The sequence below is a fragment of the Parabacteroides chinchillae genome, assembly GCF_900108035.1.
In the GTDB taxonomy this organism is placed as follows: Bacteria; Bacteroidota; Bacteroidia; order Bacteroidales; family Tannerellaceae; genus Parabacteroides; species Parabacteroides chinchillae.
This window is the reverse complement of sequence record NZ_FNVS01000007.1, coordinates 136,467-161,284: the sequence shown is the minus strand read 5'-3', so window position 1 is coordinate 161,284 and position 24,818 is coordinate 136,467. Positions and strand designations below refer to the sequence as shown.

25 protein-coding genes and 2 pseudogenes are annotated in these 24,818 nt (G+C 43.5%); 22 read left to right on the top strand and 5 right to left on the bottom strand.

Annotated features, from left to right (window positions below):
• Nucleotides 1-7 precede the first annotated feature (7 nt).
• Entirely contained in the window at nt 8-1,219 is a 1,212-nt protein-coding gene (locus C4S38_RS07450) for a site-specific integrase (RefSeq protein ID WP_005825818.1), read from the top strand.
• A 66-nt stretch (nt 1,220-1,285) separates the two neighbouring features.
• Here C4S38_RS07450 and C4S38_RS07445 read toward each other — a convergent pair.
• Both C4S38_RS07445 and C4S38_RS07440 read right to left on the bottom strand, forming a co-directional pair.
• Nucleotides 1,286-1,578 (bottom strand): annotated as a pseudogene (locus C4S38_RS07445) (helix-turn-helix domain-containing protein).
• Nucleotides 1,579-1,590: 12 nt separating this feature from the next.
• A complete protein-coding gene (locus C4S38_RS07440; RefSeq protein WP_074668675.1) occupies nt 1,591-1,794 on the bottom strand; it encodes a helix-turn-helix domain-containing protein in 204 nt (67 codons plus the stop codon).
• A gap of 771 nt (nt 1,795-2,565) precedes the next feature.
• Between C4S38_RS07440 and C4S38_RS07430 the strand changes: the two genes are divergently transcribed.
• From C4S38_RS07430 to C4S38_RS07400, 7 genes and pseudogenes are all read left to right on the top strand, one after another.
• A complete protein-coding gene (locus C4S38_RS07430; RefSeq protein ID WP_103983184.1) occupies nt 2,566-2,757 on the top strand; it encodes a hypothetical protein in 192 nt (63 codons plus the stop codon).
• 113 nt (nt 2,758-2,870) lie between these two features.
• Nucleotides 2,871-2,963 (top strand): annotated as a pseudogene (locus C4S38_RS16035) (transcriptional regulator); the annotation flags it as partial.
• 1 nt (nt 2,964) lies between these two features.
• On the top strand, nt 2,965-3,201 hold the full coding sequence (locus C4S38_RS07420) for a type ISP restriction/modification enzyme (RefSeq protein WP_158236883.1): 237 nt from the start codon (nt 2,965-2,967) through the stop codon (nt 3,199-3,201).
• A 1-nt stretch (nt 3,202) separates the two neighbouring features.
• Nucleotides 3,203-4,348, top strand: a complete 1,146-nt coding sequence (tcmP, locus tag C4S38_RS07415; protein WP_100738628.1) for a three-Cys-motif partner protein TcmP — start codon at nt 3,203-3,205, stop codon at nt 4,346-4,348.
• Nucleotides 4,348-5,097 carry a phage Gp37/Gp68 family protein gene (locus C4S38_RS07410; RefSeq protein ID WP_100738626.1) on the top strand — a complete coding sequence of 250 codons (750 nt, stop codon included), beginning with the start codon at nt 4,348-4,350 and terminating at the stop codon, nt 5,095-5,097. Before tcmP ends, C4S38_RS07410 begins: the two co-directional genes overlap by 1 nt.
• Before the next feature lie 6 nt (nt 5,098-5,103).
• The gene (locus tag C4S38_RS07405; protein WP_100738624.1) at nt 5,104-5,490 is read left to right on the top strand and encodes a hypothetical protein; all 387 of its coding nucleotides are present in this window, start codon (nt 5,104-5,106) and stop codon (nt 5,488-5,490) included.
• Nucleotides 5,487-5,765 (top strand): hypothetical protein, encoded by a 279-nt coding sequence (locus C4S38_RS07400; protein ID WP_100738622.1) that lies wholly within the window; start codon nt 5,487-5,489, stop codon nt 5,763-5,765. The genes C4S38_RS07405 and C4S38_RS07400 overlap by 4 nt, the downstream gene beginning before the upstream one ends.
• 535 nt (nt 5,766-6,300) lie before the next feature.
• Here C4S38_RS07400 and C4S38_RS07395 read toward each other — a convergent pair.
• Both C4S38_RS07395 and C4S38_RS15810 read right to left on the bottom strand, forming a co-directional pair.
• The gene (locus C4S38_RS07395) at nt 6,301-6,507 is read right to left on the bottom strand and encodes a hypothetical protein (RefSeq protein WP_100738620.1); all 207 of its coding nucleotides are present in this window, start codon (nt 6,505-6,507) and stop codon (nt 6,301-6,303) included.
• Nucleotides 6,508-7,011: 504 nt separating this feature from the next.
• Entirely contained in the window at nt 7,012-7,170 is a 159-nt protein-coding gene (locus C4S38_RS15810) for a hypothetical protein (protein WP_160034664.1), read from the bottom strand.
• Nucleotides 7,171-8,551: 1,381 nt separating this feature from the next.
• Between C4S38_RS15810 and C4S38_RS07380 the strand changes: the two genes are divergently transcribed.
• The 13 genes from C4S38_RS07380 (at nt 8,552) to C4S38_RS07325 (ending at nt 22,244) form a co-directional block, all read left to right on the top strand.
• Complete coding sequence (locus C4S38_RS07380) at nt 8,552-8,914, top strand: hypothetical protein (protein ID WP_103983183.1); 363 nt, start codon at nt 8,552-8,554, stop codon at nt 8,912-8,914.
• 6 nt (nt 8,915-8,920) lie between these two features.
• Nucleotides 8,921-9,127 carry a hypothetical protein gene (locus tag C4S38_RS15720; RefSeq protein ID WP_129942979.1) on the top strand — a complete coding sequence of 69 codons (207 nt, stop codon included), beginning with the start codon at nt 8,921-8,923 and terminating at the stop codon, nt 9,125-9,127.
• Complete coding sequence (locus tag C4S38_RS07375) at nt 9,111-9,656, top strand: RNA polymerase sigma factor (RefSeq protein WP_103983182.1); 546 nt, start codon at nt 9,111-9,113, stop codon at nt 9,654-9,656. The genes C4S38_RS15720 and C4S38_RS07375 overlap by 17 nt, the downstream gene beginning before the upstream one ends.
• A 4-nt stretch (nt 9,657-9,660) precedes the next feature.
• A complete protein-coding gene (locus C4S38_RS07370) occupies nt 9,661-9,990 on the top strand; it encodes a hypothetical protein (protein ID WP_103983181.1) in 330 nt (109 codons plus the stop codon).
• A gap of 11 nt (nt 9,991-10,001) precedes the next feature.
• Nucleotides 10,002-10,445, top strand: coding sequence for a hypothetical protein (locus C4S38_RS07365; RefSeq protein WP_103983180.1), 444 nt, complete (start codon nt 10,002-10,004; stop codon nt 10,443-10,445).
• 12 nt (nt 10,446-10,457) lie between these two features.
• Nucleotides 10,458-11,879: a formylglycine-generating enzyme family protein gene (locus C4S38_RS07360; protein ID WP_234999314.1), complete on the top strand. Its 1,422-nt coding sequence runs from the start codon at nt 10,458-10,460 to the stop codon at nt 11,877-11,879.
• A gap of 434 nt (nt 11,880-12,313) precedes the next feature.
• Nucleotides 12,314-13,252 carry a formylglycine-generating enzyme family protein gene (locus tag C4S38_RS07355; protein ID WP_234999313.1) on the top strand — a complete coding sequence of 313 codons (939 nt, stop codon included), beginning with the start codon at nt 12,314-12,316 and terminating at the stop codon, nt 13,250-13,252.
• 47 nt (nt 13,253-13,299) lie between these two features.
• The gene (locus C4S38_RS07350) at nt 13,300-13,647 is read left to right on the top strand and encodes a Spy/CpxP family protein refolding chaperone (protein WP_103983179.1); all 348 of its coding nucleotides are present in this window, start codon (nt 13,300-13,302) and stop codon (nt 13,645-13,647) included.
• A gap of 25 nt (nt 13,648-13,672) precedes the next feature.
• Nucleotides 13,673-14,401 (top strand): carboxylesterase family protein, encoded by a 729-nt coding sequence (locus tag C4S38_RS07345; RefSeq protein WP_103983178.1) that lies wholly within the window; start codon nt 13,673-13,675, stop codon nt 14,399-14,401.
• A gap of 131 nt (nt 14,402-14,532) precedes the next feature.
• The gene (locus tag C4S38_RS07340) at nt 14,533-17,298 is read left to right on the top strand and encodes an outer membrane beta-barrel protein (RefSeq protein WP_103983213.1); all 2,766 of its coding nucleotides are present in this window, start codon (nt 14,533-14,535) and stop codon (nt 17,296-17,298) included.
• A 73-nt stretch (nt 17,299-17,371) separates the two neighbouring features.
• A complete protein-coding gene (locus tag C4S38_RS07335; protein WP_103983177.1) occupies nt 17,372-18,358 on the top strand; it encodes an alpha/beta hydrolase in 987 nt (328 codons plus the stop codon).
• 203 nt (nt 18,359-18,561) lie between these two features.
• A complete protein-coding gene (locus C4S38_RS07330) occupies nt 18,562-20,961 on the top strand; it encodes a hybrid sensor histidine kinase/response regulator (RefSeq protein WP_103983176.1) in 2,400 nt (799 codons plus the stop codon).
• Nucleotides 20,958-22,244, top strand: coding sequence for a sigma-54-dependent transcriptional regulator (locus tag C4S38_RS07325; RefSeq protein ID WP_103983175.1), 1,287 nt, complete (start codon nt 20,958-20,960; stop codon nt 22,242-22,244). Before C4S38_RS07330 ends, C4S38_RS07325 begins: the two co-directional genes overlap by 4 nt.
• Before the next feature lie 231 nt (nt 22,245-22,475).
• On the opposite strand, the gene C4S38_RS07320 is transcribed toward C4S38_RS07325, so the two are convergent.
• Nucleotides 22,476-23,555, bottom strand: coding sequence for a site-specific integrase (locus C4S38_RS07320; protein WP_103983174.1), 1,080 nt, complete (start codon nt 23,553-23,555; stop codon nt 22,476-22,478).
• 746 nt (nt 23,556-24,301) lie between these two features.
• Between C4S38_RS07320 and C4S38_RS07315 the strand changes: the two genes are divergently transcribed.
• Nucleotides 24,302-24,817, top strand: coding sequence for a very short patch repair endonuclease (locus C4S38_RS07315; RefSeq protein ID WP_103983212.1), 516 nt, complete (start codon nt 24,302-24,304; stop codon nt 24,815-24,817).
• Nucleotide 24,818: the final 1 nt, after the last annotated feature.

Genomic DNA, 24,818 nt, shown 5'->3' with positions numbered 1-24,818 from the left:
TATTATCATGCGCAGTACATTCAAGCTTTTATTCTACATCAACCGTAACAAGGTAAAATCGGACGGCACGACCGCCGTCCTCTGCCGGATCAGCATCGACGGAAAGAAATCGGCTGTCACGACAGGCATCTATTGCAAACCCGGAGACTGGGACAGCAAGAAGTGTGAAATCAAAACAGCCAGGGAGAACAACCGCCTTGCCGCCTTCCGAAGCCGGCTGGAAGAGGCGTACGGGAACCTGCTGAGGAACCAGGGAGTGGTCACGGCCGAGCTGCTCAAGACCACCGTATCCGGTGCCAATTCCGTGCCGGAATACCTCCTGCAGGCCGGAGAGGTGGAACGCGAACGGCTTAGGGTCCGCTCCAAGGAGATCAATTCCACCTCCACCTACCGCCAGTCGAAGACCACGCAGCTTAACCTCAGGCAGTTCATCGAATCCCGCGGGATGAAGGACATCGCCTTTTCGGATATCACCGAAGAGTTCGCCGAATCGTTCAAGGTCTTTCTCAAGAAGGAGCTGGGACACAGGAACGGACACGTGAACCACTGCCTGTGCTGGCTCAACCGGCTCATCTACATCGCCGTGGACCGGGAAGTATTGCGTGCCAACCCGATAGAGGACGTGGCATACGAGAGGAAAGAAGCACCTAAACTAAGGCATATCAGCCGCAGTGAACTGAAGCGGATGATGGAAACCCCGCTGCCCGACCCGATGATGGAGCTGGCGCGCAGGACGTTCATCTTCTCCTCGCTGACCGGTCTGGCCTACGCGGATACGAGGGCTCTCCATCCCCGTCACATCGGAACGACCTCGGAAGGAAGAAGGTATATCCGCATCCGCCGCGCCAAAACGGACGTGGAGGCGTTCATCCCGCTGCATCCCATAGCCGGACAGATACTGGATCTTTACAACACCACGGATGACGACAGGCCGGTATTCCCGCTGCCGGTCCGCGATGTCCTCTGGTACGAGGTACATGGAATGGGCGTGGCATTAGGCATGAAAGAGAACCTGTCCTACCACATGGCCCGGCATTCGTTCGGGACCCTGACACTGACCGCGGGCATTCCGATAGAGAGCATCGCCAGGATAATGGGCCATACGAATATCGACAGCACGCAGGTCTACGCCCAGGTCACCGACCGGAAGATATCCTCGGACATGGACCGGCTGATGGAAAGAAGAAAGCCTGCGGCCGGCAAGGAAGCCGCAGGCTAAATAAAAAAATTGCCGCCGGAATTGTATTTACGATTCCGGCGGCAATCCTTAAACTTGAATACGATATTATACCAATGCTGCGTGATAGTTCTCCTCCAACAGCTTCTCGATGTCCGACTGCCTGTACAGGATCTTCCCGCCAAGCTGGATATAGGGAATCCGCCCTTGGTCCCTGTAATCCTGCAGGCACCTGCGGCTGATCCTCAACGTTCCGGAAAGCTCCCTGTCAGTCAGGAACCGTTCCCCGTTGAAGGGAGGACGGTTGTCACGGGCAAGACGCTCCACTTTTTCTCCATGTTGTCCAGCAGGGCAAAGAACCTGCGGACACGTTCGTTCTCCTTGTCGATAATGCCTTCCATCTCTTCCGCTCTTTAAAGGTTTCCGTTCTTCCTTCCTTCTCTCATTGCCTTCTCCTTGCGTCTGATGCCGACGTAGGCCATCAGCTTCTCCACATCCTCTGGCTTGTAATAGAACTTGCGCTGGAGGCGGGTGAACGCCAGCCGTCCGGTATCGCGGAGTGTCTGCAGGGTACGTGGCGAGATGTCAAGGCGCAGGCAGACATCCTGGCCGTCCAGTCACTCTCCGGGTTCCTTACAGCGGTTTCTCTCATACAGTCTGTCCACATGTGCGGACAGGTTCTCGGCGCGTGCCAGCATCCTCTCAAGGACACAGACTTCAATGTAGTATATTTCCATACGCTCAATTTTTAATGTTCGTTGATGCGAATGTAAAGAAAGAAACGATATCTGCCAAACAGAACCAGTCCGTTGGCAGGAATAGTCATGGATATTCAGTTTTTGTCATATGGAGCGTGAGAGGAAAAAGATTTTGCAAGCAGGTCGGTATTCCCGTCCCCCTCATGGAAAGTCGGCAGGACGGGAATACTACGGTAGTGAAAAGAAAAATCCCTGCCGATCCATATGAAACCGGCAGGGAGAATAACAATTGGAGGAGGCACCCCTGATGTAACTGTACTTTTTCAAGTCTGCCATGAACTACTCGGTGGTATCGATCTTGACCGTCCCCCGTACAGTTTTCCCTGTGCTGCCCGGAAAAATTCACCATGCTCATCAGTCATGATTGAAACAACGATCCTTGCACAGGATATATGCACAAACTCACCAGTGTTAACAGCGGCTATCAGGTCACGTCTGACAATTCATATCTCTTTTCGATTCATACGGTTAATAATTTAGTTCTTAATTTATGGAATGACTTTAGTTTTTCGTCCAGGAACGGAAGGTTGTTCGGAGTCGGATACTCTGTGAAGTTCCGGGCTATCAGTTCATGGGGGGGGGACAGCGCCAAAGATTTCTTTTGACCGAACGACGTGTTTGATATTCATTGTGATAAAAAAAGTCATCGAATGGGTACATGGGCAGGCTGATGGTTACAATAAAGACTTGAAAATTATATCCGACTGTTTGATGCAAAAAGATTCAAAAGTAGGACAAATGAAGGGTAGCAATAAAAAAAGTAAGGTCAATGATATGTATAAAACGATTGATACGGTCTTCATAGACATGATTATGCTATAATAATATACTTATAAAGAAAGATTCTTGCTAACATTTTGTTCGTTCTCATAGGTAATCACTACCTTTGCAAATATCATCAATCTATTATCGCATACTTGCAATACAAACTGAATATGGGAACAGAAAAGATAAACAGGCTAAAAATTGTATTGGTAGAACAAGCTAAAACAGGAAAGTGGTTAGCCGGACAGTTGGGAAAGAACGAGTATTCCGGTCGAAGCTTACGAATATGCGGCAAGCGAAAAATCGGCTGTTGAGTGGATTATGGAACATTATACTGTAACCACAGATAGGAAAAGTGACATCACCAATGCTCCGAATGATTGGGCGCGTAAACATAAAGACGAGAAATATATCTTCAATCTGCAGCCTCAAATGATCAGTGTGTTGGTGCAAACAGCGGATATTGTGAAAAAATTACCTAAATTAAAGTTTAAAGAATAATATGAAAGAGAACCAGTTTTTTGAACAGCAAACCATGTCTTCAAGAATTAAGGCTAGTATTGTTTCTGAGTATTTTCCTAAGTATTGTAATATTATAATTAATAAACATAAACCAAAAGAATTAAGATATATAGACCTATTCGCTGGTCCTGGAAAGTACGAAGACGGAAACGAATCAACCCCTTTATTAGTTGCACGAAACTGCTTGAAAAATAGTTTTTTGCAACAACACGTTCGATTCATATTTAATGATAATACTTATAAAGAACAATTAGAGACAAATTTCATGACGGAATTTCCACTAGGAACTTTTACTATTAATCCATTTTTTTCTAACCGTACAGTCGGAGAATGGAAACCAATAACGCAATATTTGATTAAAAGTACTCACGTGGGGCGTTGCAATGAATCTCCCGCACTACTCTTTATAGACCCTTTTGGATATAAAGGTATTGAAACAAATGTACTTGCTCAATTTTTGCAAAATTGGGGGAATGAAATTTTTTTATTCATAAATACTAAAAGAATACATCCTGCATTAGAAAATGAAAAATTTGAGCCCTTAATGCGTGATTTGTTCCCAACAACCTATGAAACAATTAAATCAGATCGAAAGTTTAAACAATCCGTATCTGAAAGGCTTCAACTTATTATAGATAACTTAGGTTTAGAATATCAAAAGATATTAGGTACAAGAGTATATTACACTGCATTTCGTTTTCAAGAAGAAGATATAGATACCGCCAGTCATTATATTGTACATCTAACAAAAGGTAAAAGAGGATTTGATTTGATAAAAACGATCTACAATGATTTCGCTAATGTTGGTACTATTTTCGATGGCATAAATACTTATACTTTTGATGTAAAGAAAATAATCAATCCTATCACTGAATTGTTCGATATAGGAGAGCAAAATATAGACAATTTAAAGCAAGCCATTTATACCTCATATTGCGGAAAAAGCATTTCAGCTTTTAATCTATTTGAGGAACATCAAATAACAGGTAACTATTGTAGGTCTCATTATTCTAAAGCTTTAAGAAAATTAGTATCTGAAGGATTATTAGAGGCTTCATTTACTGATAACAAGAATCATCTTGTTTCTGTTCTTATTTCAAAAGATTGTATATTGAAATTCAAATAATGGCAACAACATCAATAGAATGGACTGATAAAACTTGGAATCCTATTACAGGATGTACCAAGATTTCCGAAGGGTGTAAGCATTGCTATGCCAATGTTATGACAAACCGCTTACGAGGAATGAATAATCCTAAATACAGTCAAGGTTTTAAGGTAACTCTGCATCCTAATGACTTACTTGAACCAACAAAATGGAGAAAGCCCTCTATGGTTTTTGTATGTTCGATGAGTGATCTTTTTCATAAAGATATACCTTTTGACTTCATTGATAGCGTCTTTAATGTTATTCGAGATACTCCTCAGCATATATATCAAATTTTAACAAAAAGAGCTGAACGTATGAATTTATATTTCAAGGAACGAGCAATACCATCAAACGCATGGGTTGGAGTTACAGTAGAAAATAAAAAAACAAAATACAGAATGAATTATATCAGAGATTTAGGTGCTGAAGTAAAGTTTATTTCTTGCGAGCCTTTGTTAGAAGATTTAGGTGCAATGAATCTTACTGGAATAAATTGGATTATAGTTGGAGGAGAAAGTGGTGTTCAGGCTCGACCTATGAAAGAAGAATGGGTTCTGAATATTAAAGAGCAGGCTAAAACTAATCATATTCCATTTTTCTTCAAGCAATGGGGAACTTGGGGGATTGACGGAATTAGGAGAAACAAAAAAGCAAATGGTAAATTATTGGATGGCATAATCATCCAGGAAATGCCTGTACAAAATAATAAAAAGCTTATAATATAGAGTGCTATGAGTAAATGGTGGAATAGAATACACAATTTTATTATAGACCAAGAAAGACTCGATTCTGAATTGAATTGGATTAAAAAGGTTTGGTATATTATCCTTGTAATAACTACAAGCATATACGTTTTTTATAATTTCTCAGATTTGGTTTCTTTTACTTTTTTTGAGAAGTTCAATGGTAAGAATCTCATATTTATTGTATGGATTGTTTTACTACTTTTGCCCCTATTTGATAATTTTGAAGGATTTGGAATTCGCTTTACTAGGCACGCACAAAAAGTATCTAGAGCCTCTAAAGAAATAGCAGACGAATTATTAAATAATCCAAACAAAGATATTGAAGAATTAAAGAAAGAATTAGAAAATATTTCAAAAAATATCGAACAATGAGTGGTTTTTATAATAGAGATTTAGCTTTTAAATACATAAAGGAAACTATAGACGATGGATTATCTAAGATGGGAGATATCAAATTGGATAACTCGATTTGTGATAGTTGGATTACATATTCGCAAAAAATTCTTGAATTAACAACAAAGGATTATAATCCTTCTATACTATTAAACTATTTAAGAATTATTGCTAGTTTTGGAATATCAACAAATCCTCATCAAAAAATAAGCACATGTCTTGAATATCTTATAGGAGTTTTAAAACTTTTATAATATAGTATTTGATGCTTTGTTTCGTAAGCTAAGAAAAGTCTGGACAGGCGTACTTAGATCTTATTTGAAAGTTAAGAGGACGTGCTACGGTTTCGTAAATATGCGAAACTAAGTGGATGAATGGAGAGATGGACTTGATGGATAATAATCACGGACTGTCGGAAAATTTCGATTTTACGATAAGAGTTTTCTGAAATATGGTACGATCTTGTTGTTCCATTTTGATTTAGAAATATCTGTGAGTGGAATTTTCATGAAAGTGGGTTTCTTCCGTGAAGGTATGGATTAGGTCTACTAGGATAAGATGTACGGTAGCTCATTCTAACAAATGGTCAATTTAATTGATAAATCAAAGATATTTGGCTACTTGTATGTGTAGTTCGATTCCTAGTAGCAGATCTCCATTCCTGATTTTAGGTTGAATTCCTAAATGTTTTCGCAATATTTTAAATTCTCATATACAGTCATTTTGTTTCACTCTACAAAGTAAAGCTATATTCCGCCCTTTCATAATGATATGCTCTTGTTAAGGCTTCTAAAGGCTGGTTATCGAAATGATACGTCCCATCTGTACAGATGTCTCCGGTTCCCCAGTGACAAAACTATTCCCCAAGAACAATTCATACTGTTTCTTGATTACGGAGTCGACTGACCATCGATAATGCTCGAAGTCAAGCTTTGACATCCAGTTGGTGATACGGCAACGGTGGCTTTTTTGCTGCTGATATGCAGCGTCACACATATATGTTTTTTGCATCCGTCCAAAAAGAGACTGGCAAATGCTTCACGCTACTCGTCCGTAACTCCTTGTCCTTATAATATACCTCCTTCCTAGTATAAGGTGCAAGTAGGTGTCCTACCCATCCAGTCATTTATAGGATTTGTTATAACAATTTCTCTCATATAATCTGTCTCCACACGTTGACAGATTTTTGACACACGTCAGTATTCTTTCGAACCATGAGAGGCAAGCGCGACCGGCACACAGGCAGGAATAGTCATGGATAGTCAGCTCTTGTCATATGGGAAGGAAAAAGAAAGCCGAAGCGGGTCTGGATTCACTACCCCCTTTGGGTATGTGAAAAGAATGTTGCGATGAAAGAAAAAATTCCTCTTCACGCATGGATGAAACCATGCCGGAAGTCCGGCAATAAAAAGATGTGGCTTCTCTACCCGGGTAAATGCCATGATTACGGATTTCTTCTTGTTCCTATACTATCAGGCCGATTACCTTCAGGTTAAATATTTATCCAAAATATCCGAATCCAACCCATGACAGACGCGGATGGGAAAGATGATATACCACCGGATATGCGTATAGCCATATAACCGGACATGAAGATACGACGATAACGATACGTCCTTCTATCGGAATAAGGATATAGCGGGATGCACGGATAACCATATATGATTATCGGAACAGCGGTATGGCATGACAGCACCCGTATACCTGGTTTATCGGTATTTCAAATGTTTCAAAAACCTCTTTGACAGGTTACCATCCGGGATGATCGCCTGAATTCGCATGTACCGGACTTTCTATTTACCTGATTAGCAAACAGCCGGATTACATTCGGTTATTTGTCGGAATCTGTCATTCCGTAACGGTTCCTGCCATCCGTTTTTTCTCTGTGGCTATCGCTCTTTTTCTCGTGGCATCATGGTCTGTTACCGGATGGGCAGAGTCACTCCATCACAAGCATGAATTATAGCGTAACCATATTTGTATATAGCCGTTGATACGCTATCCGGATAATGCTATCACAGAATTGCGATATAGCCGGATATCTTTATTTTGATATCCGGAAGGGTGCGTGCTCCCTTCCGGATACAGATATCTTAAAATCTCCATTTGCAGATGTGTATAAGTAGCAATCCGTTAATGGAGACGATGAAAAAACAATAAGGCATATACGGTTACATGTCCATTTCTCCATTTGCAGAAGTGTAGAAGTATCAATCCATTAATGGAGATAATGAAGAAAAACCATGAAACATATACGGCTCACTGCCGCTCTCCATTTGTAGATGTGTAGAAGTAACAATTCATTAATGGACAATAGGGCATGTAAAGGGCAGATTTTCCATATATTCGTCTCCTTATTCCCGAATTATGGGCGTAAGTCACATGGTTATGGAGAGATATCCGTCCTTTTATAGGGAGAGCAACCAGCAAGTACCTGATAGAAATGCCTCGCAAACCACAGGGGAATAGCCATACAATGGATTGATACACAATAATTATTGGATAAACGTGGTCCGCTCCTGCGGACAGCAAGTTGTGTTTTCGTTAAACGAAAACAGGACGGTTTAACGGCAGGTATGCCGCTAAACCCTCTGTTAATCAGGCTCCGAAGTTGCCTAATTTTTTATGAAAACATTTTTTCTATCTTAAATACTGATGAGAAAATAATGTAGTATACGACCTGATATACATTTATCTTCAGCAAACTAAATGTCGATAAACCGATCATCCCTACGTAAATGGTTGATAATAGCGCCCAAATTATCCAAAAACGCCACCTTTTCTTTTATGAATCCCAACAAAATATAGAAATATACAAAAACAATCGCAAGCTTATTCGTGGGACTTTATCTTTCAGACAAAAAGTCCATTTTTTATATTATTTTTTCTTGTCTCTTTTATGAAATTAAAAAAACAAGAAAAAAAATGCTAATCCAATTTTACTTTAATTCGTCTGCAAGGTCTTTTATACAGAACGTCCATTTAAATGAGCTCATGAAAAGGTATGTAAGATAAAATTGTCTAATAAAAAATAGTAACTATGTATACAACTATAAAAGAAAAGGTAGGAATGCTAATTTTGGTGATGTTGTTGATTTGCGGAGCTGTAAACGCCCAACATTGGCGTCACTATTGTTACTATCCTTCTAATCGGATTGTTACCGTTGTGGTTAAATCGGACATGCTCCATTATATCAGCAACCGATTCAATCGAAAGGAAAGATTGGCAATGGCTATGGCTTACTTGAAAACGAACAAATATCTGACGATTAAACAATATGCCAAGATGACGCAACTCAGTAGAGCTGCGGCAGAAGCTGAACTGGATGCTTTTGCCATGGATAAGAAAAATCCCATACAACTCGTAATTAGAGGGAAAAAGAAAATATATACCAAAAGATAATAGGATATGAAAAAGATTTGGAAACTACTGATGCTGGGAGTGACAGTCTTGTTTTTGCTGCAATCCTGTGTGACTGTACGCAAGTCTCGTCATCCCCATCACCACAGGCATTGTATGGTCATTAACTCACAGATTACGGATATGACTAAGTTAAATACACCTTCCATCTATATGGCAAGTGAATCCCCGACTGTTTATGAGCATAAAGGATGACAAGGAACTGGTGGAGCTAACGGCTAAGGAACCGGAGAAAGGTTTCCGCTATCTGATGACAAAATATAAGGAAGCGGTTTACTGGCATATCCGAAGGTTGGTTGTAACCCATGAAGATGCACAGGATGCAACGCAAGAAACTTTTATAAGGGTATTCAGGTCATTATCCGATTTTAAAGGCGAATGCACTTTACGTTCCTGGGTATACCGTATTGCCACCAACGAAGCTTTGCGCCTGTTGGATCGGTATAAAAAAGAGGAACGGGTGTCATTGGATGATTCTTCGAGTGAGCTAAGCAATCTGATGGCTGATGAATTTGTCGATTACAATGATTTGGAAGCTGTAAAGTTGCAAAAAGCCATTTTATCCTTGCCTACCAAGCAACAGCTGGCTTTTAACTTACGATACTATAATGATTTGGGATATGATGAGATTGCCGGAATTATCGGTTCAACAACTGATGGTGTAAAGTCCAGCTATCATATTGCCAAAGATAAGATTGTCAAATACATGAATGCTAACAATTAGATGTATGAAAGAAGATTTTGATTTCGACCGCGTAGGTAAACGGCTGCCTTATACTGCGCCGGACGGTTTCTTGGATGATATGGAAAACAATGTATGGGAAACTGTAAAATTGGAGATACTTCCTTCCAAGCCCAAACGCAACTTTCGCCTTTGGTATTCTGTGACGGGAGGACTTGTGGCGGCAAGTATTGCATTATTGGTTGTCTTCAACTTATTACCCCATGATTCAAGTAATAGTTTTGAAGATGTGGAAAAGGCTTTTGCCAATCTGAGCAGCAGCGATCAGGATTACCTGTTTGCGACTTATCAGTATGATCTGTTTATGAACGAATAATAACAAAGGAAATGAAGAATATCACTAAAGTAGTTGTACTTGCCTTGGTCATGATTGTGTTCCATGTAAATACGTATGCCCAAAAGAGTGAGCAGCAGCGTATGACCCGTGAACAACTGGCCGAGACACAGGCTCAGTTTATAGCTAATGAAATGGCGATGGATAACAAAACGTCCCGGCAGTTTGTGGAAACTTTCTGCCAGTTCCAAAAAGAAATCTGGGCATTAGGTCCCCGACCGAAAAGAGAGAAAGCCCATCTTTCGGATAAAGAGGCTGAACAAGCCATGAACGAAAGGTTTGCCCATAGTCAGAAGATACTTGACCTACGTAAGAAGTATTATTTGAAGTACAGCAAATTTCTGACTCCCACGCAAATAGAGAAAGTATATGTATTGGAAAGAAGAATGATGAACCGGCTGTTTCAACGTTCTCAAAATAAAGATAAACGTAAATAAACAATGAAAATTATGAAATTAAAAGCTTTTGGCATATTTTGTTTGTCGTTCTTCATGACGACAGCTATGTCTTCTTGTGACAGTGATGAGATTACAGACCAACCGGGAGAAGTATCCGGCAGCGGAAATCCAACCTTGACAGTTCTTGCCGAACAAGTGGCTGGAAGCGACGGATATGATGAAAATGGGGTTACTGCGTTGAATCTACCAAGTTCGCAGGATGTAAGTAATATTTACAGTGGCTTGAAACTGAATTTCTCGCTGTCTGGAATCACTAGAATAGAGTTGGAAAGTGTAGACGGCTATGCCTTGGCCGGAACAACAGGCATTCAATGGGGAGATTCAGGGGAAGCGTTGACCGGGGAAGTGGAAAACGCCAACTCCATCCTGGTGTTCAATGCCCCGGATGAAAACGGATTGACTCCCGGAAAAGACTACTCCATTTTTACCTTGCCTTGCAACCTTTATGGAGGTTATCGCCTGTCTATCTATCGGGAAGGCCTCGTGGCACATTATTTCGGTGTGCATCAAACGGTGGAAATGGGCTCATTCATCACACCCGCTGACCTGATTGAAAGTGAATTGGAGTTTGACGACCCGGATGCGCCGCTTGTAGAAGAAGAACGACCGGAACTGGATGCTACGACTACGGCACTTCTCCGTCAATATCAGCAGAACCCTACAGAGGAAAACAAGCAGGCTTTGCTGGATCAAATGGGTGTTCGTTATGATAAAGTGGTAGCCCGTAAAAAAGCGAAGCTCCGCGAATTGGAAAGAGAAGCCCTCACCTTGGATGTGGTGGAAGAAATGCAGGAGATTGTGGACGAGATGGTAGATAACCGTGACATCCGGCTCGAACAGCAGTTCCTGCGTCTTATCGACCCCCGAAATGATGAAAATCCGAATGATGCGTGGATGGTGCTGAGAGGGGCTTCCGCTCCCAATGCCTACATCGGTTATGCTCCCGTTACCAATGCGGAATATGCAGCATTCAAGTCAGACTTTACATATGAAGACGGACAGGATAATTATCCGGTGGTGAATGTCACCGTAGAGGAAGCCACAGCCTATTGCGATTGGCTGGCGCAGAATGACCCGACGCACAGCTACCGTCTGCCGACCGATGAAGAATGGATCTTAGGTGCCGGACACATGCCCAAAGATGTTTTGATGAATGCGGGTCATGTGGAGACGGGTCTGACAGCGGTAGATGCTTACAGCCAGACAACCGGTGCTTGCGGAGGTATTGACTTCTGGGGCAATTGCTGGGAATGGACTATTTCAACGGATGCTGAGGGACAGTATATCATCAAAGGCGGCAGCTGGGATTCGGAACGCGATGATTGCCGCAGCGAAAAATCAGACGTCGTTCGTTCCGGAGGCCAAGGCTATGCCAACGTCGGTTTCAGAGTCGTAAGAACAGATCTCATCTAATTATCTAATCACATTACATGATGAAAAAAATATTTTTAGCAATGGCTGTTGCCATTGTGACGGCCACTGCTGTGTCCGCACAGAAGGATGACAGCGACTCAAAAATAACAGTATCGATTCATCAGACCGACCAGGAAGACGGGTATGAAGGGAGTGCCGAACAGCGTTGTGGCATCCGATTTAACCTTCCGATGGCAGGTGTGGTGAAGATAGAAGTGGAAAGTGTGGACGGTCTTCCGCTGGCTGGTACGGCAATCACCCGCCAGGATGCTTTTGGGAAAACCGTAGTCGGTGATATGGCGCATACCAGCACCATCATTACCTACATCTCCAGTGAGAAGTCCGGGTTCATCCCCGGAAAGGACTACTACATTTCCACCCTCCCCTGCAATCTGTATGGAGGATACAGGTTCTCCATTTACAAGGACGGTCTGGTGGCACACTATTTCGGAGTACATCAGAAAGTAGAGTTGGGTGAGTTCATCAGTCCTGATGATTTGGTGGAAAGTGAACTGGAGTTTGACAAGCCCGGTGCACCGCTGGTGGAAAAAGGGCGGCCTAAAATGGATTCCAAGACACATAAGCTCTTTGTCCTATACCGGAAGAATCCGACGGAAGCCAACAGACAGGCGTTACTCGACCAGATGGGGGTACGCTACGACAAAGTAGTGGCCAGAAAGAAGAACAAGCTGCGCGAACTGGAACGCGAAGCCCGTACTTACAGTATTGTGGAACACATGCAGGGTATCGTTGATGAGATGGTGGAGAACCGTGAAACACGAATCCGGCAACAGTTCCTCCGTTTCATCGACCCCCGAAGGGACGATAATCCGAAGGATGCGTGGATGGTGTTGCGTGGGGCTTCTGATGCAACGGCTTATATCGGGTATGCTCCCGTCACCAATGCCGAGTATGCTGCCTTTAAACCCGGTTTCACTTACAAATCAGGGCAGGACAATTATCCGGTAGTGAACATTTCCCTCCAGGATGCCCAAGCCTACTGCCAATGGCTGACGGCTCAGGATAGCAAGCATATCTATCGATTGCCCAGTGAAGAAGAATGGATCTTGGGTGCCGGACACATGCCTAAAGATGTAGCCATGAATGCCAATCATGTGGAGTCGGGGCTGACTGCCGTAGATGCCTACAAGCAATCTACCGGTGCCTGCGGAGGGATTGACTTTTGGGGCAACTGCTGGGAGTGGACCACTTCAACGGACGTCGACGGACAGTATCTTGTAAAAGGGGGCAGTTGGGATGCCAAACGTGACGACTGCCGCAGCGAGAAATCGGACGATGTGCGATCCGGAAACAAAGGCTATGCCAATGTGGGGTTCCGGGTTGTCAGAACAGATACTCCCCAATCCAAATAGACAGAGATTATTATCTACTTTTTATCAACTCATAATAGAAATTTAGTATGAAAAGAATGTTTTTAATGATGGCCATTGCCATCGCTACCACCTTGCAGGTGTCTGCACAGGAAAGTAAAACCAAGCTCACTACGCAACAGCGGACTGAACAGCGCATCAAGGAAATGGATGAAAAGCTGACCCTGAGCGATGAGCAGAAAACGAAAATCCGTGAATTGTATGCGGATTTCAACAAGCAGAAATATCCCCGTGAAAAGCGCAGGGAAGCCCTCGAAAAACTGACGGCGGACATCTGCCTTCTGCTGACAGCCGAACAGCAAACGGTCTACAAGCAGATGATAGAACAGTCAATCGCTGACATGAAGAAAGGAAAGCGTGGTCAGTCGAAAGAATGATTTACTGCGAATACAGCGGCAGCGCATGATAATCATAACTATTCTTTTGTACATGAGCATTTGGGCATCAGCTACACCATGCAGATATACAGATTCAGACTTCAGTTTCAATGTATGGTCATATAATAACATCACACTTCCTTACAGGGAAACGGTGATAACAGCCGGTGGCACACAACAGAAACCGATATTGGTAATCTATTTGCATGGCGGACTAAAGCGTGGAAGTGATAATGTCAGACAAATGAATGAAGATGCAATCTATACGATTGCCGATTACCTTTGCAGAAACCGTATTAATGCCTTTATGATTGTACCTCAATGTCCGGACTCCCTTACGTGGGGAGTCCAGACAAATGAGATTATAAAAAATCTTGTTGATGAATACATGAACAAGGGAAAAGTGGATCCAGACCGTATCTATCTAATGGGCGGTTCTATGGGAGGAACAGGGGTTTGGAAAATGGCATCTGCCTATCCTTACTTGTTTGCCGCCGTTATGCCGGTAGCCGGAAATCCGGACACGGTAGATGCTGCTCTGCTCGCCAATACTCCGGTCTACACGGTGATGGGGACTGGCGATAACCTAATGGACATTGCTCCAGTCACTTCTTTTATGGAACGGTTAAAGGAGCTGAATAGGGAAACTATACTTGACGTGGAAAACGGCTGGTCACATATTAAGACTTGTACAGAGAGCTATACGGACAAACGTCTCAATTGGATTTTCAATCATATACGCTCAAGCGAATAGCCGGTATATATAATCCCCCAATGTTCTTTGCGATAAAAGAGTCATCGGTAGCCGCTTTTATTGAAAAAATAAGATTCCGGCTTCCTTTGGAGGTGAATGATCAATTTCTTCTTTTAATCAAAGCTGTTTTTATGGTAAGAATACTTTTACTTGTGGCATGTCTATGCCTGTCACTGTCCGTTTCGGCTCAAAGCCTAAGTGGTGTCGTAAAAGACAAGGCTTCGGATGAGGTCTTAATTTCTGCAACAGTCAAATTGGTTCCGGAAAATGGGAGTGCCTTATTTACAACTACCGATTTGAGCGGGCAATTCTATTTCAATAAGCTTAAATCAGGTACTTATGTCCTGAATATTTCTTATGTAGGCTATAAAGCTTTTATGGAAACTGTTAAAATAGCAAATACTTCCAACAAAATCAATGTATATATGCAGGAAAACTCACAGTTGCTGGGAGAAGTTGCAGTTACGGGACGTGCTACCCGAGCCGAACAACGTGGTGACAGTCTCATGTACAATGCGGAGGCGTTCAAGGTAATGCAGGGAAGCTCGGCTGAGGATTTGCTGGCAAAGATGCCCGGTGTTGTTGTCGAGGGCGGTACTGTTCAGGCTCAGGGAGAGCAAGTGGAAAAGATTTTAGTGGATGGCAAGGAATTCTTTGAAGGGGATGTCAGTCTGGCTGTCAAGAACCTGCCTTCGGACATTATTGCCAGTATCGAAATTTTTGACAAGAAAAGTGACCAGTCTGAGTTCACTGGATTTGACGATGGCGAAGAAGTTAAAACTATAAATATCGTCACGAAAACGGGATTCCGACAAGGAACTTTTGGAGAGATGACTGCGGGATATGGTACTGATGAACGTTATAAGGTAAATGGGAATCTGAATTTCTTTAATGAAAATCAACGTATATCAGTATTAGGCATGTCCAACAATGTAAATCAGCAGAATTTTTCACAAGAAGATTTGACAGGAATCCTATCTTCAAATTCTGGAAACAAAAGAAAAGGATTCCGGAATGGAGGCGGGAAAAAAGGTTACCAAAGTGGAAGTTCCGTAGCAGACTTCATGATTGGCAGCATGGACGGACTTACATCCACCAATGGGCTGGGAATGAATTATGTAGACCAATGGGGGAAAAAGTTAAAAATAACTTCGAGCTATTTTTTCAATAAATCAGACAATCAGACTCTTCAACAAACAAACCGTAATTATTTGGATGCAGCATTGGCTGGAATGTCTTATGAAGAATATAAAGAGAATTACCTGACCAACTGGAATCATCGGTTCAATTTCAAGCTGGATTACCAGATAAACGAACGGAGTTCGTTGCTTTTTCGCCCATCTTTGAGCTTTCAAAATATGGACAGCAACAATTCATTGCAAGGGACAAACAAAACCGACGGGGCCTTGAGCAATGAAACAAGTACCACGGCAGTTGGAGAAAACAAAGCCTATAATATTGGTGCGGATCTGCTGTTCCGTCATCGTTTCACAAAACCGGGACGAACATTATCATGGATGCTGAGCGGACGCATGAGCAATACGGATGGCAGTAACCGTTCAGATTTTACAGACTTATTGTACAGTTCTTTGGAACAGAACATTCCTGAAGAACATAGCCAATTGAAGAATAACATCAAAAAACAATACAGTTTCCGTTCCAACCTGACTTTTACGGAAAAAATATCCGATGAGTTTCAGTTGCAATTGGGATATAAGCTCAATTATTCTGATTCGGAGAACGGACAAAAGACTTTTGTGTCACGACCGGACGAGGAATCCTACGAGCAACTGGATGAAAATCTTTCCAGCATATATCGGTCGGATTATCTGACCCAATCCGGGAATGTAGGTATTCGTTATCAGAGCGACAGATGGAATGCCATGTTGAGACTGGAAACCCAATGGGCAAACTTGAAGGGAGATTTAACCTATCCTCAATCCGAGCAGCACTCCCGCAGTTACTTTTCAGTCCTTCCCTCACTGATGTTCCACTATGTCTTAGACCAAACCAATTCGTTGCAGTTCCGTTACCGTAGCATCACATCTTCGCCGTCCATAACGGATTTGCAATCTGTGGTCAACAATTCAAATCCCCTGTTTCTGTTTGCCGGGAACCCTTATCTGGATCAGGAATTATCGCATATAGCCAATCTTCGCTATATACATACGACAAAGTCCGGACATACTTTTATCGCCATGCTGGGAGCCACCTATAAGCAGAAGTACATTGGAGACAGCACGTTTGTAGCCAATGAGAATATAGAGTTGATGCCTTCTGTTACACTCAACAAGGGGGCACAGTTTACCCGACCGATAAACTTGAATGGCTACTATTCACTGCAATCCATGTTGACTTACGGATTTCCTCTTGATTTGATCCGCAGCAATATCAATGTCAGCGTAGCTGCCAATTACACCAATACCCCCACTGTCTTTAATGGGGTGACAAGCGACACACGTGAACTGAACTTAATACCTAAAATAATTATCGGAAGCAATATCAATAAGAATATAGATTTTACAACCTCTTACTCTGCTGCCATCAACAATATATTCAGTTCATCTGATGAAGCTACAAGCAACGATTACATCACTCATACCGCTTCTGTCAAACTGGGTTGTATGTTCTTTTGGGGGCTTACTTTGCGCAGTACGTTTAACTATGTAGGTTACACAGGTCTGGATACGGGTACGGAAGATTATTGTCTATGGAATCTGTCTTTAGGTAAGAAATTCCTGAAAAACAATGCTGCAGAAATCAAACTGGAAGCTTTTGATGTACTCAAACAGAACCGGAATTTTACACATCGGCTGGAAAGCAACTACTGTGATTATATATCAAGCAATGTGCTGGAACCATATATGATGCTCAGTCTTACCTACACGATACGTTAGTATAATGATCCAGCAAACGTGGTATAATATACAATCAAAGAATAATATTTAAGCAACTTATAAACAATTTACTATGTGTACATTTTCTATGACTATTAAAACCTTCTTGCTTTGTCTGTGTCTGACAGCTTGCAATGGCAACGAGGAGGTAACCGAAGCTGAGACTTCCTCCGGCTATCCCTCGCTCTTGAACAAGACCGTACCTGTTCCAGCCGAATATCTGGAGGAAACCGCTTCCCAAGGAAGCGTGGTGCAAATTGACTATGACACCCGCAACTATGTGGATGGGAACGGTGAAATGCGCTCAAATACGGCCTATGTCTACCTGCCGTATGGGTATAAGGAATCATCCGATGAATGCTATGATGTGTTCTATTTCGTACATGGGCATGGAGAAACAGCTGCCTCCTTCTTTCAGAACGAGAACGGCATGATGCGGAACTTGCTTGACCACCTGATCGAAAAGGGAGACATGTCTCCGGTTATCGTGGTATCCACAAGTTATGTATATGGCACTCCTGTCGATTACTATCCTGATGCTGACCCCTATTGCAAGGCTCTTCCTCAAGAACTGGTCAACGACCTGATTCCATTGGTAGAGAGCCGTTACCGTACATACACTCTGCAAACGGACTTAGAGGGGCTGCAGGCTTCCAGGAATCATCGGGCCATCGGAGGTTTTTCTATGGGAGCAGTAACCACCTGGTATGCACTGGAATATACACTGGACTATTTCAAGTATTTCCTGCCGATCAGTTCCGACGGATGGTCATTGGGACGTTTTGCCGGAATGAATTATCCCGATGAAACAGCGGCTCATCTGGCCAATATCGTTCGTTCTTCATCATCATTGGAAAATAATTTCTACATTTGGGCATGCAGCGGGACAGATGATGTAGCTTACGACAGGATATGGACGCAAGTACAAGCCATGGCCAAATTTACGGATGTGTTTGATGTAAATCATCTGACTTTTCATGAACAAGAAGGGGCTCAGCATGAGTTTCGAGCTATTGCAGAATATTTGTACAATGCTTTACCATCATTGTTTTCTAATTGACAGAAGACAATACTACATTCAGTAGCTTTTCCATTTTATTCTTCAAAACGTAGAATCCATTTTTTCGGCTAATGCATCATTAATATAAAAGATGATTTAATATGAAAGTTCCATTACACACTAATCAGGTTGTATTGTGACTTTCCAAATTTTATACTCTATTAGGCATGGATATTATATAAAATTTTACAGTTGATATTACTATGTGGTTAAAATTAAAAATATTTTTCGGCTATACAATTTTAATCTTACTATTAGTCTTCATTGTTTATCAGTTCCGTCAGGAGCAAATGTTAAGACACATGCTACGCAAGGAGGAGAAGAAACTGGTAACGATACATCGTCTGGCCGAAAAGAGCTACATCGGTCTATTGGATCTCTCCACCCACGCTGAGATTGCTGTCACATGGGATGATGACGACCTGAGGGAATACAGCCGCAAACGCCGTGGGGTTTGTGACAGCCTGCAGCTTCTGAAGGAATATGTCCATACCCCGTTACAGAAAAGCCATATCGATTCGTTGTGTCTCCTTCTTTGGAACAAGGAACTCCTTCTTGCCAAGGCGATGCATACCTTCAATGAGCTGCAAGGTATAGGTGACATTGTGCAGGAAAGCATCCCGGCCATTGTATCGACAGCCCGGAAACAGGCTGCGCGGCAAAAGGAAAATACGGTTTCTCCGGGAGCCGGTGAGCAAGATACTCCCAAAAAGAAAAGAAGCATTTGGGATATCTTCCGTAGAAAAGAAAACAAATCCGCTTACCTGCAACAGAGGGAAGAGACCGAACGTAAACGGCAGTCATTGTCCGCCACCCCTCCAACCGGGACGACAACACGCATGCTCCGCTCCCTGAATGAGAGGGTCGCCCTGGAACAGGCCGAAAGGCAGGCCCGGCTACTGGCACAGATGGACAGCCTGTACACCGGCAGTGTGGAGCTGAACGGGAGGATGAACAATATGATCTCCGAATTTGAGCGGGAGAACAACGAGCGTTTTACCGCACGCTACAAGGCCTTTGTCCTTGAACGTGACAACTCCTACTATATGGTAGCCGGCCTCGCCCTGTCCGTCTCCCTGCTGGCGATCATGCTGTATACCATCATCCACCGGGACCTGAACCGTCGTCTCCGGTACGAAAGGAAGCTTGAACAGTCCGACAGGAGGAATCGGGAACTGCTCCGCTCACGCAAGGAACTGATGGCCTCGGTGGCCCACGACCTGCGCGCCCCGCTGGCGGCCGTCAAAGGCTGCGCGGAGCTGTTGCCCTCGGAAAGCGACGTCAGCCGCAGGACCGGCTATCTGGACAACATCCTGCACTCGTCCGATTACATGCTCGGCCTGGTAAACACGCTGATGGAATACCACCGGATGGATGAAGGCGGGGTCCGTTCCAATGACACGCTCTTCAGCCTGAAAGTCCTGTTCGAGGAAATAGCGGACGGCTATCGGCTTGCCGCCAGGCAGAAGAACCTAATGTTCACCGTATCCTTCTCCGGTCTGGACACCATCGTCTGCTGTGACGGCTCGCATATCCGGCAAATAGCCGACAACCTGCTGTCCAACGCCCTGAAGTTTACGCCCCACGGGGAGGTGCGCCTTGAGGCGGAATACCTGTATGGGGAACTTTGCATCTCTGTCCGGGATACCGGCGTGGGAATAAGCGCAGAAGAGAAAGAACTGATATTCGGGGCGTTCGAAAGGCTGGACAACGCGCGTGACATTCCAGGGTTCGGACTGGGGCTGGCGATCACGACCCGGCTCGTGTCTGAAATGCGGGGCCGTGTGGAGGTAAAGAGCGTCCCCGGTGAAGGCAGCCGCTTCTCCGTTTTCCTTCCCGTGCCCTCGGCCGGACAGTCCGCCCCTCTGGAAGAGAAGGTGTTTCCGGTCTGTGAACCGCCCGGCGGCATCCGTGTGCTGGTCATGGATGACGACCGCATCCAGCTGGAGATCACCCGGGAGATGCTCTCCCACAGCCGGATTCACTGTGACTGCTGCATGGATGTCCGGGAACTGATGGACTGCCTGAAAAGGCAGGAGTATGATCTTCTGCTGACCGACATACAAATGCCCGGTGCGGACGGCTTCTCGGTCCTTGAATTGCTGAGGGACTCGAACATCCCCCAGGCGAGGGAGATTCCGGCCATAGCCGTCACGGCACATTCCGGTAGGGAAGAGGAATATCTCTCCGCAGGTTTCGCCGGATGTATCCATAAGCCTTTCTCTGCAGAAAGGCTGGTAACCGCCATCATGGGGGGCATAAAAGGGAATGGGAAAGAATGGAGGCCGGACTTCTCCCTCCTGCTTGCCGGAGAGGACAACCGGCAGGAAATGCTGGGGCTGTTTGTCAGTGAGAGCCGTAAGGACATCGACAGGCTGTCAGCCGCCGTGAAAGAAAAGGACAGCCGGGAAATCATTTCCATCCTCCACAGGAACCTGCCGTTGTGGGAGACGGTACGTCTGGACTATCCGGTGGCGGTTCTGAGAGTGCTGGTCAAATCCGACGCGGGCCAATGGGAGGATAAGGAATATGTGAAAATAATCGGTGCCGTCAGGGAACTGATATCCTATGCGGAACTGATGCGGAAAGAGAGACAGGAATGAAAACGATACTTATTTTGGAAGATGACGTGATTTTTAGCCGCAGCATCGGCAACTGGCTGAAGAAGAAGGGGATGGCGACCGAACATGCTACGACGCTGTCAGCTGCCCGCAAGGCCCTTTCCGCAAGGGAATTCGACCTTGTCCTTGCAGATCTCCGCCTGCCGGACGGGAACAGCACCTCCCTGCTGGAATGGATGAACGAGAGGTTCTACGCCACCCCATTCCTTATCATGACCAACTACGGGCAGGTGGAGAACGCGGTGGAAGCCATGCAGCTGGGGGCGGCCAACTACCTGTGCAAGCCCGTCCAGCCGGACAAGTTGCTGGAAGCTATCGGAAAGATATTCAGCCGTTCTCGGAATGACGGGAGTGAGTTCTACCGCGGGGAGAGTGCCAAAGCGCGGGAAATGTACCGGTTAGTGGGGCTGGTGGCACGTTCCGACATTTCCGTGCTCATTTGGGGAGCCTCCGGTACGGGAAAGGAGCATATCGCCCGCGAACTGCATGAACAAAGCCACCGTAGGAACAAGCCTTTTGTCCCGGTGGACTGCGGAACCATTACCGGCGATCTTGCCAAATCTGAATTTTTTGGGCACCGCAAGGGGACGTTCACCGGAGCCTACGGTGACAGGTGCGGACTGTTCCAGACGGCTGATAGGGGTACGCTGTTCTTGGATGAGATCGGCAACCTTTCCCCCGAGACACAGATGCTCCTGTTGCGTGCCCTACAGGAAAGACGCTACAAGCCCGTCGGCTCTACCCGGGAATACGCCTTTGATGTCCGTCTGGTAGCCGCCACGAATGAAAACCTGGAGAGGGCGATATCCGAAGGGCGTTTCCGGGAGGACCTGTTCCATCGCCTGAACGAGTTCACCATCAATGTCCCCCCTCTCTCGGAATGCGGGGAGGACATACTTCCGTTGGCGGAGTTCTTTATGAAGCATTTTTCTGAAAAGCACCGTAAGCCCATACGCGGTTTCAACAGTCTGGCTGCGGTCTCATTACAAAAATATCCCTGGCCCGGTAACATACGCGAACTGAAAAACTGCATCCAACGTGCTGTCCTGCTCTCTGCAGACGGATGGATCTCACTGGAGGAGCTGAATCTGGACCTCACTGTTGGACGGGAGGAAACCGCTTCTCTCTCAGAAGAGGAGAAAGAAAAACGGCTGCTTCTCAAGACCCTTGAAGAGGCAGAGGGCAACCGTGCCCGTACGGCTAGGATGCTCGGTATCAGCCGGACCTCCTTGTACGAGAAATTAAAAAAATACCGGATTATATGAGCGGGCCAGCATTCTTCCAAAAGGAGGAAGTGAAATCAGATACTCTCTTTAAGGTTGATTGTAAGTCAATTAAAAATAGAAAATGATTGTTTTTTTAGACAATAAAGTGTATATTTGCATTGAAAGAATCGTTCTTTGACTGGTGCAAAGGAAAACAGAATATTGTAATTTGCTCGTTTCTAAATCGTTACCTACTTAGTGATAAGTAGAGTATAACTGTTTAATATTCAACTATATAGAGAATGTACAATGTTTTCCACAATGTGTCGTCAACTTTTTAGTAATTCCACACACATCGGCAATTTCTTTCAAATAACTGTTCATCCGTTGATTACAAGGTACAGGAAGCACCATGTTCTTTTGTACACAGATCGGATTGTTCTTGTATTTTTCAGCTATTAATGCGGGAATGTCAAGTAACAGTATGTGACACATGTTATTTATCTTTTCACGAGGCTTTCGAATCCAATTTTCCCCATTAGGATCTTTTGTAATATGCTCGGGACGTAAATGTTTTATATCCGTGAATGCTAATCCGGACAGACAACAAAAAACAAAAATGTCGCGTACTATTTCTAAACGAGGTATATTAAACTCTTTTTCCATAATAATATGTAATTCTTCCTCGCTGAGAAATTCCCGGTTAGATTGGGTTTGTTTGAACCTGACTCCGGAGAATGGATTACCCGTTATCCATTTATTTGTAAGTGCCAATGTGATAATTTTCTTTAGGTTCTTTAAATACTTAACTGTTGCATTCTGAGCGCAACTTTTTTCTGTTTTGATAAAGAATTCAAAATTGGATATGAACTCATGGTTGATATTGCAAAGAGGCATATCGTTTAATTGATATTCTTTTTTCAAAAACTCCTCAAGATATCGTACGGTTCTCTCATAGCGGAGTACCGTAGCTTTCACCACACCTTTCCCTATTAACTCACGATACTTTGTGTTATGTTCTTTGAAAACTTCCAATAACATCTTGGGAGTCTGGCTTTCACCATAGAATAAATTCTTCAGAATTTCAGCCGTGATAGGTTTATCATCCTGCTCCAACTCACGATGAATACGAAGTACGCGGGTACGTACTGTTTCCAGATAGTGATTAAGTTCCAGATACTTTCTGTCCTTACCAATCGCACATTCCCTTTGGGCATTCCACTTGCCAATCTCCACACTACACTTGATTTGAATTTCCGCACGTTTCCCATTTACGGTTATTCTCAGACAGATAGGAGCCTCTCCGTTTTTCAATAATTTGGCCTTCTTGATGTAAAAAAGGACCGAAAAATAATTTCTCTGCATACTCATACACTTTAAAAGTTTAATAGTTCAAAGTTACTTTTAGAAGCGATGAATAGTATCACGTAAAATACAGACAATCAATGAATAAAACACCAATTCGGAGGACTTGAATTCCTCCGATTTCACCTGAATTAGGTGCTTCAATTCGCGGTAAAATGCAGGTTTGATATAAAAGAAAAAGCTCTGATAAGTTTGATTATCAGAGCTTTATGCAATTTTGCTGTTTTAAAAAGTGATCCGCCTGGGATTCTTTTGACAGAGTTACCACGCTGATATTTAAAACTTTACATTCTTAGCTTCAAGCATATCCCATGAATTATCCCACTAATTTGCTACGTGCTTTTGCGGTAGTTTGCTCATGGAGAATACTAGAGGCAAAGATATATCATTCTCTTGAATTAGCAAACTAGAAAATAGTTTTGTATAACAGTTATGAAGAATAAAATCAAGAACTCAACTTTGAAGTGTTGTATGAAGTTCAATGAAATACTGCACTATTTTAATGATTAATCGTGCCTGATGTGTAGTTTTCGATACAGACTAAGATATGATTCACCTCATGTTCGAAATATCTATTACTTAATAAGTGGGAAATAATGAATTTTATTCGCTAACTTCACAGAGGGCAGGAGAAGTTGTTATTCTCTACAAAAACAAGCATTTTTATATGAGTATAAATAAATCTTTAGTAAGATAGATTTATTAAAGCAAAACTTATATCTTTGCTTAAAATGATATTTCACCTTTTAGAAATGGATATTTGGAGCAAAAAGAAGCGTTCCGCCGTTATGGCAAAAATAAGAAGCAAGGATACAAAGCCAGAGTGGTTGGTACGGCGTTACTTGTTTTCAAGGGGGTACCGCTATCGCAAAAACGTGAAAGGATTGCCTGGCACGCCCGATATAGTATTGCGCAAGTATGGCATTGTAATATTTATCCATGGATGTTTTTGGCATGGCCATGAGGTAGACGGGCATATTCCACACTCCAATAGTGATTATTGGCGTAGGAAAATAGAGCATAACCAACAAAGGGATGAAAAGAACAAAGAGGCTTTAAAAAAAATGGGTTGGAAAATTATGACTATTTGGGAGTGCCAGTTGAAACCTGCCATAAGAGAACAAACTTTATACGAAATGGAGTACTGGATAAACCATAGTTTTTTGGAACATTATCGGCAGAAATCTCCTAATACTTATGAGATAATAGAAAATCCTCCTTGCATTGTGGCTGATAATATGGTGGAGTATGGGAAAAAGAAGGAATGAG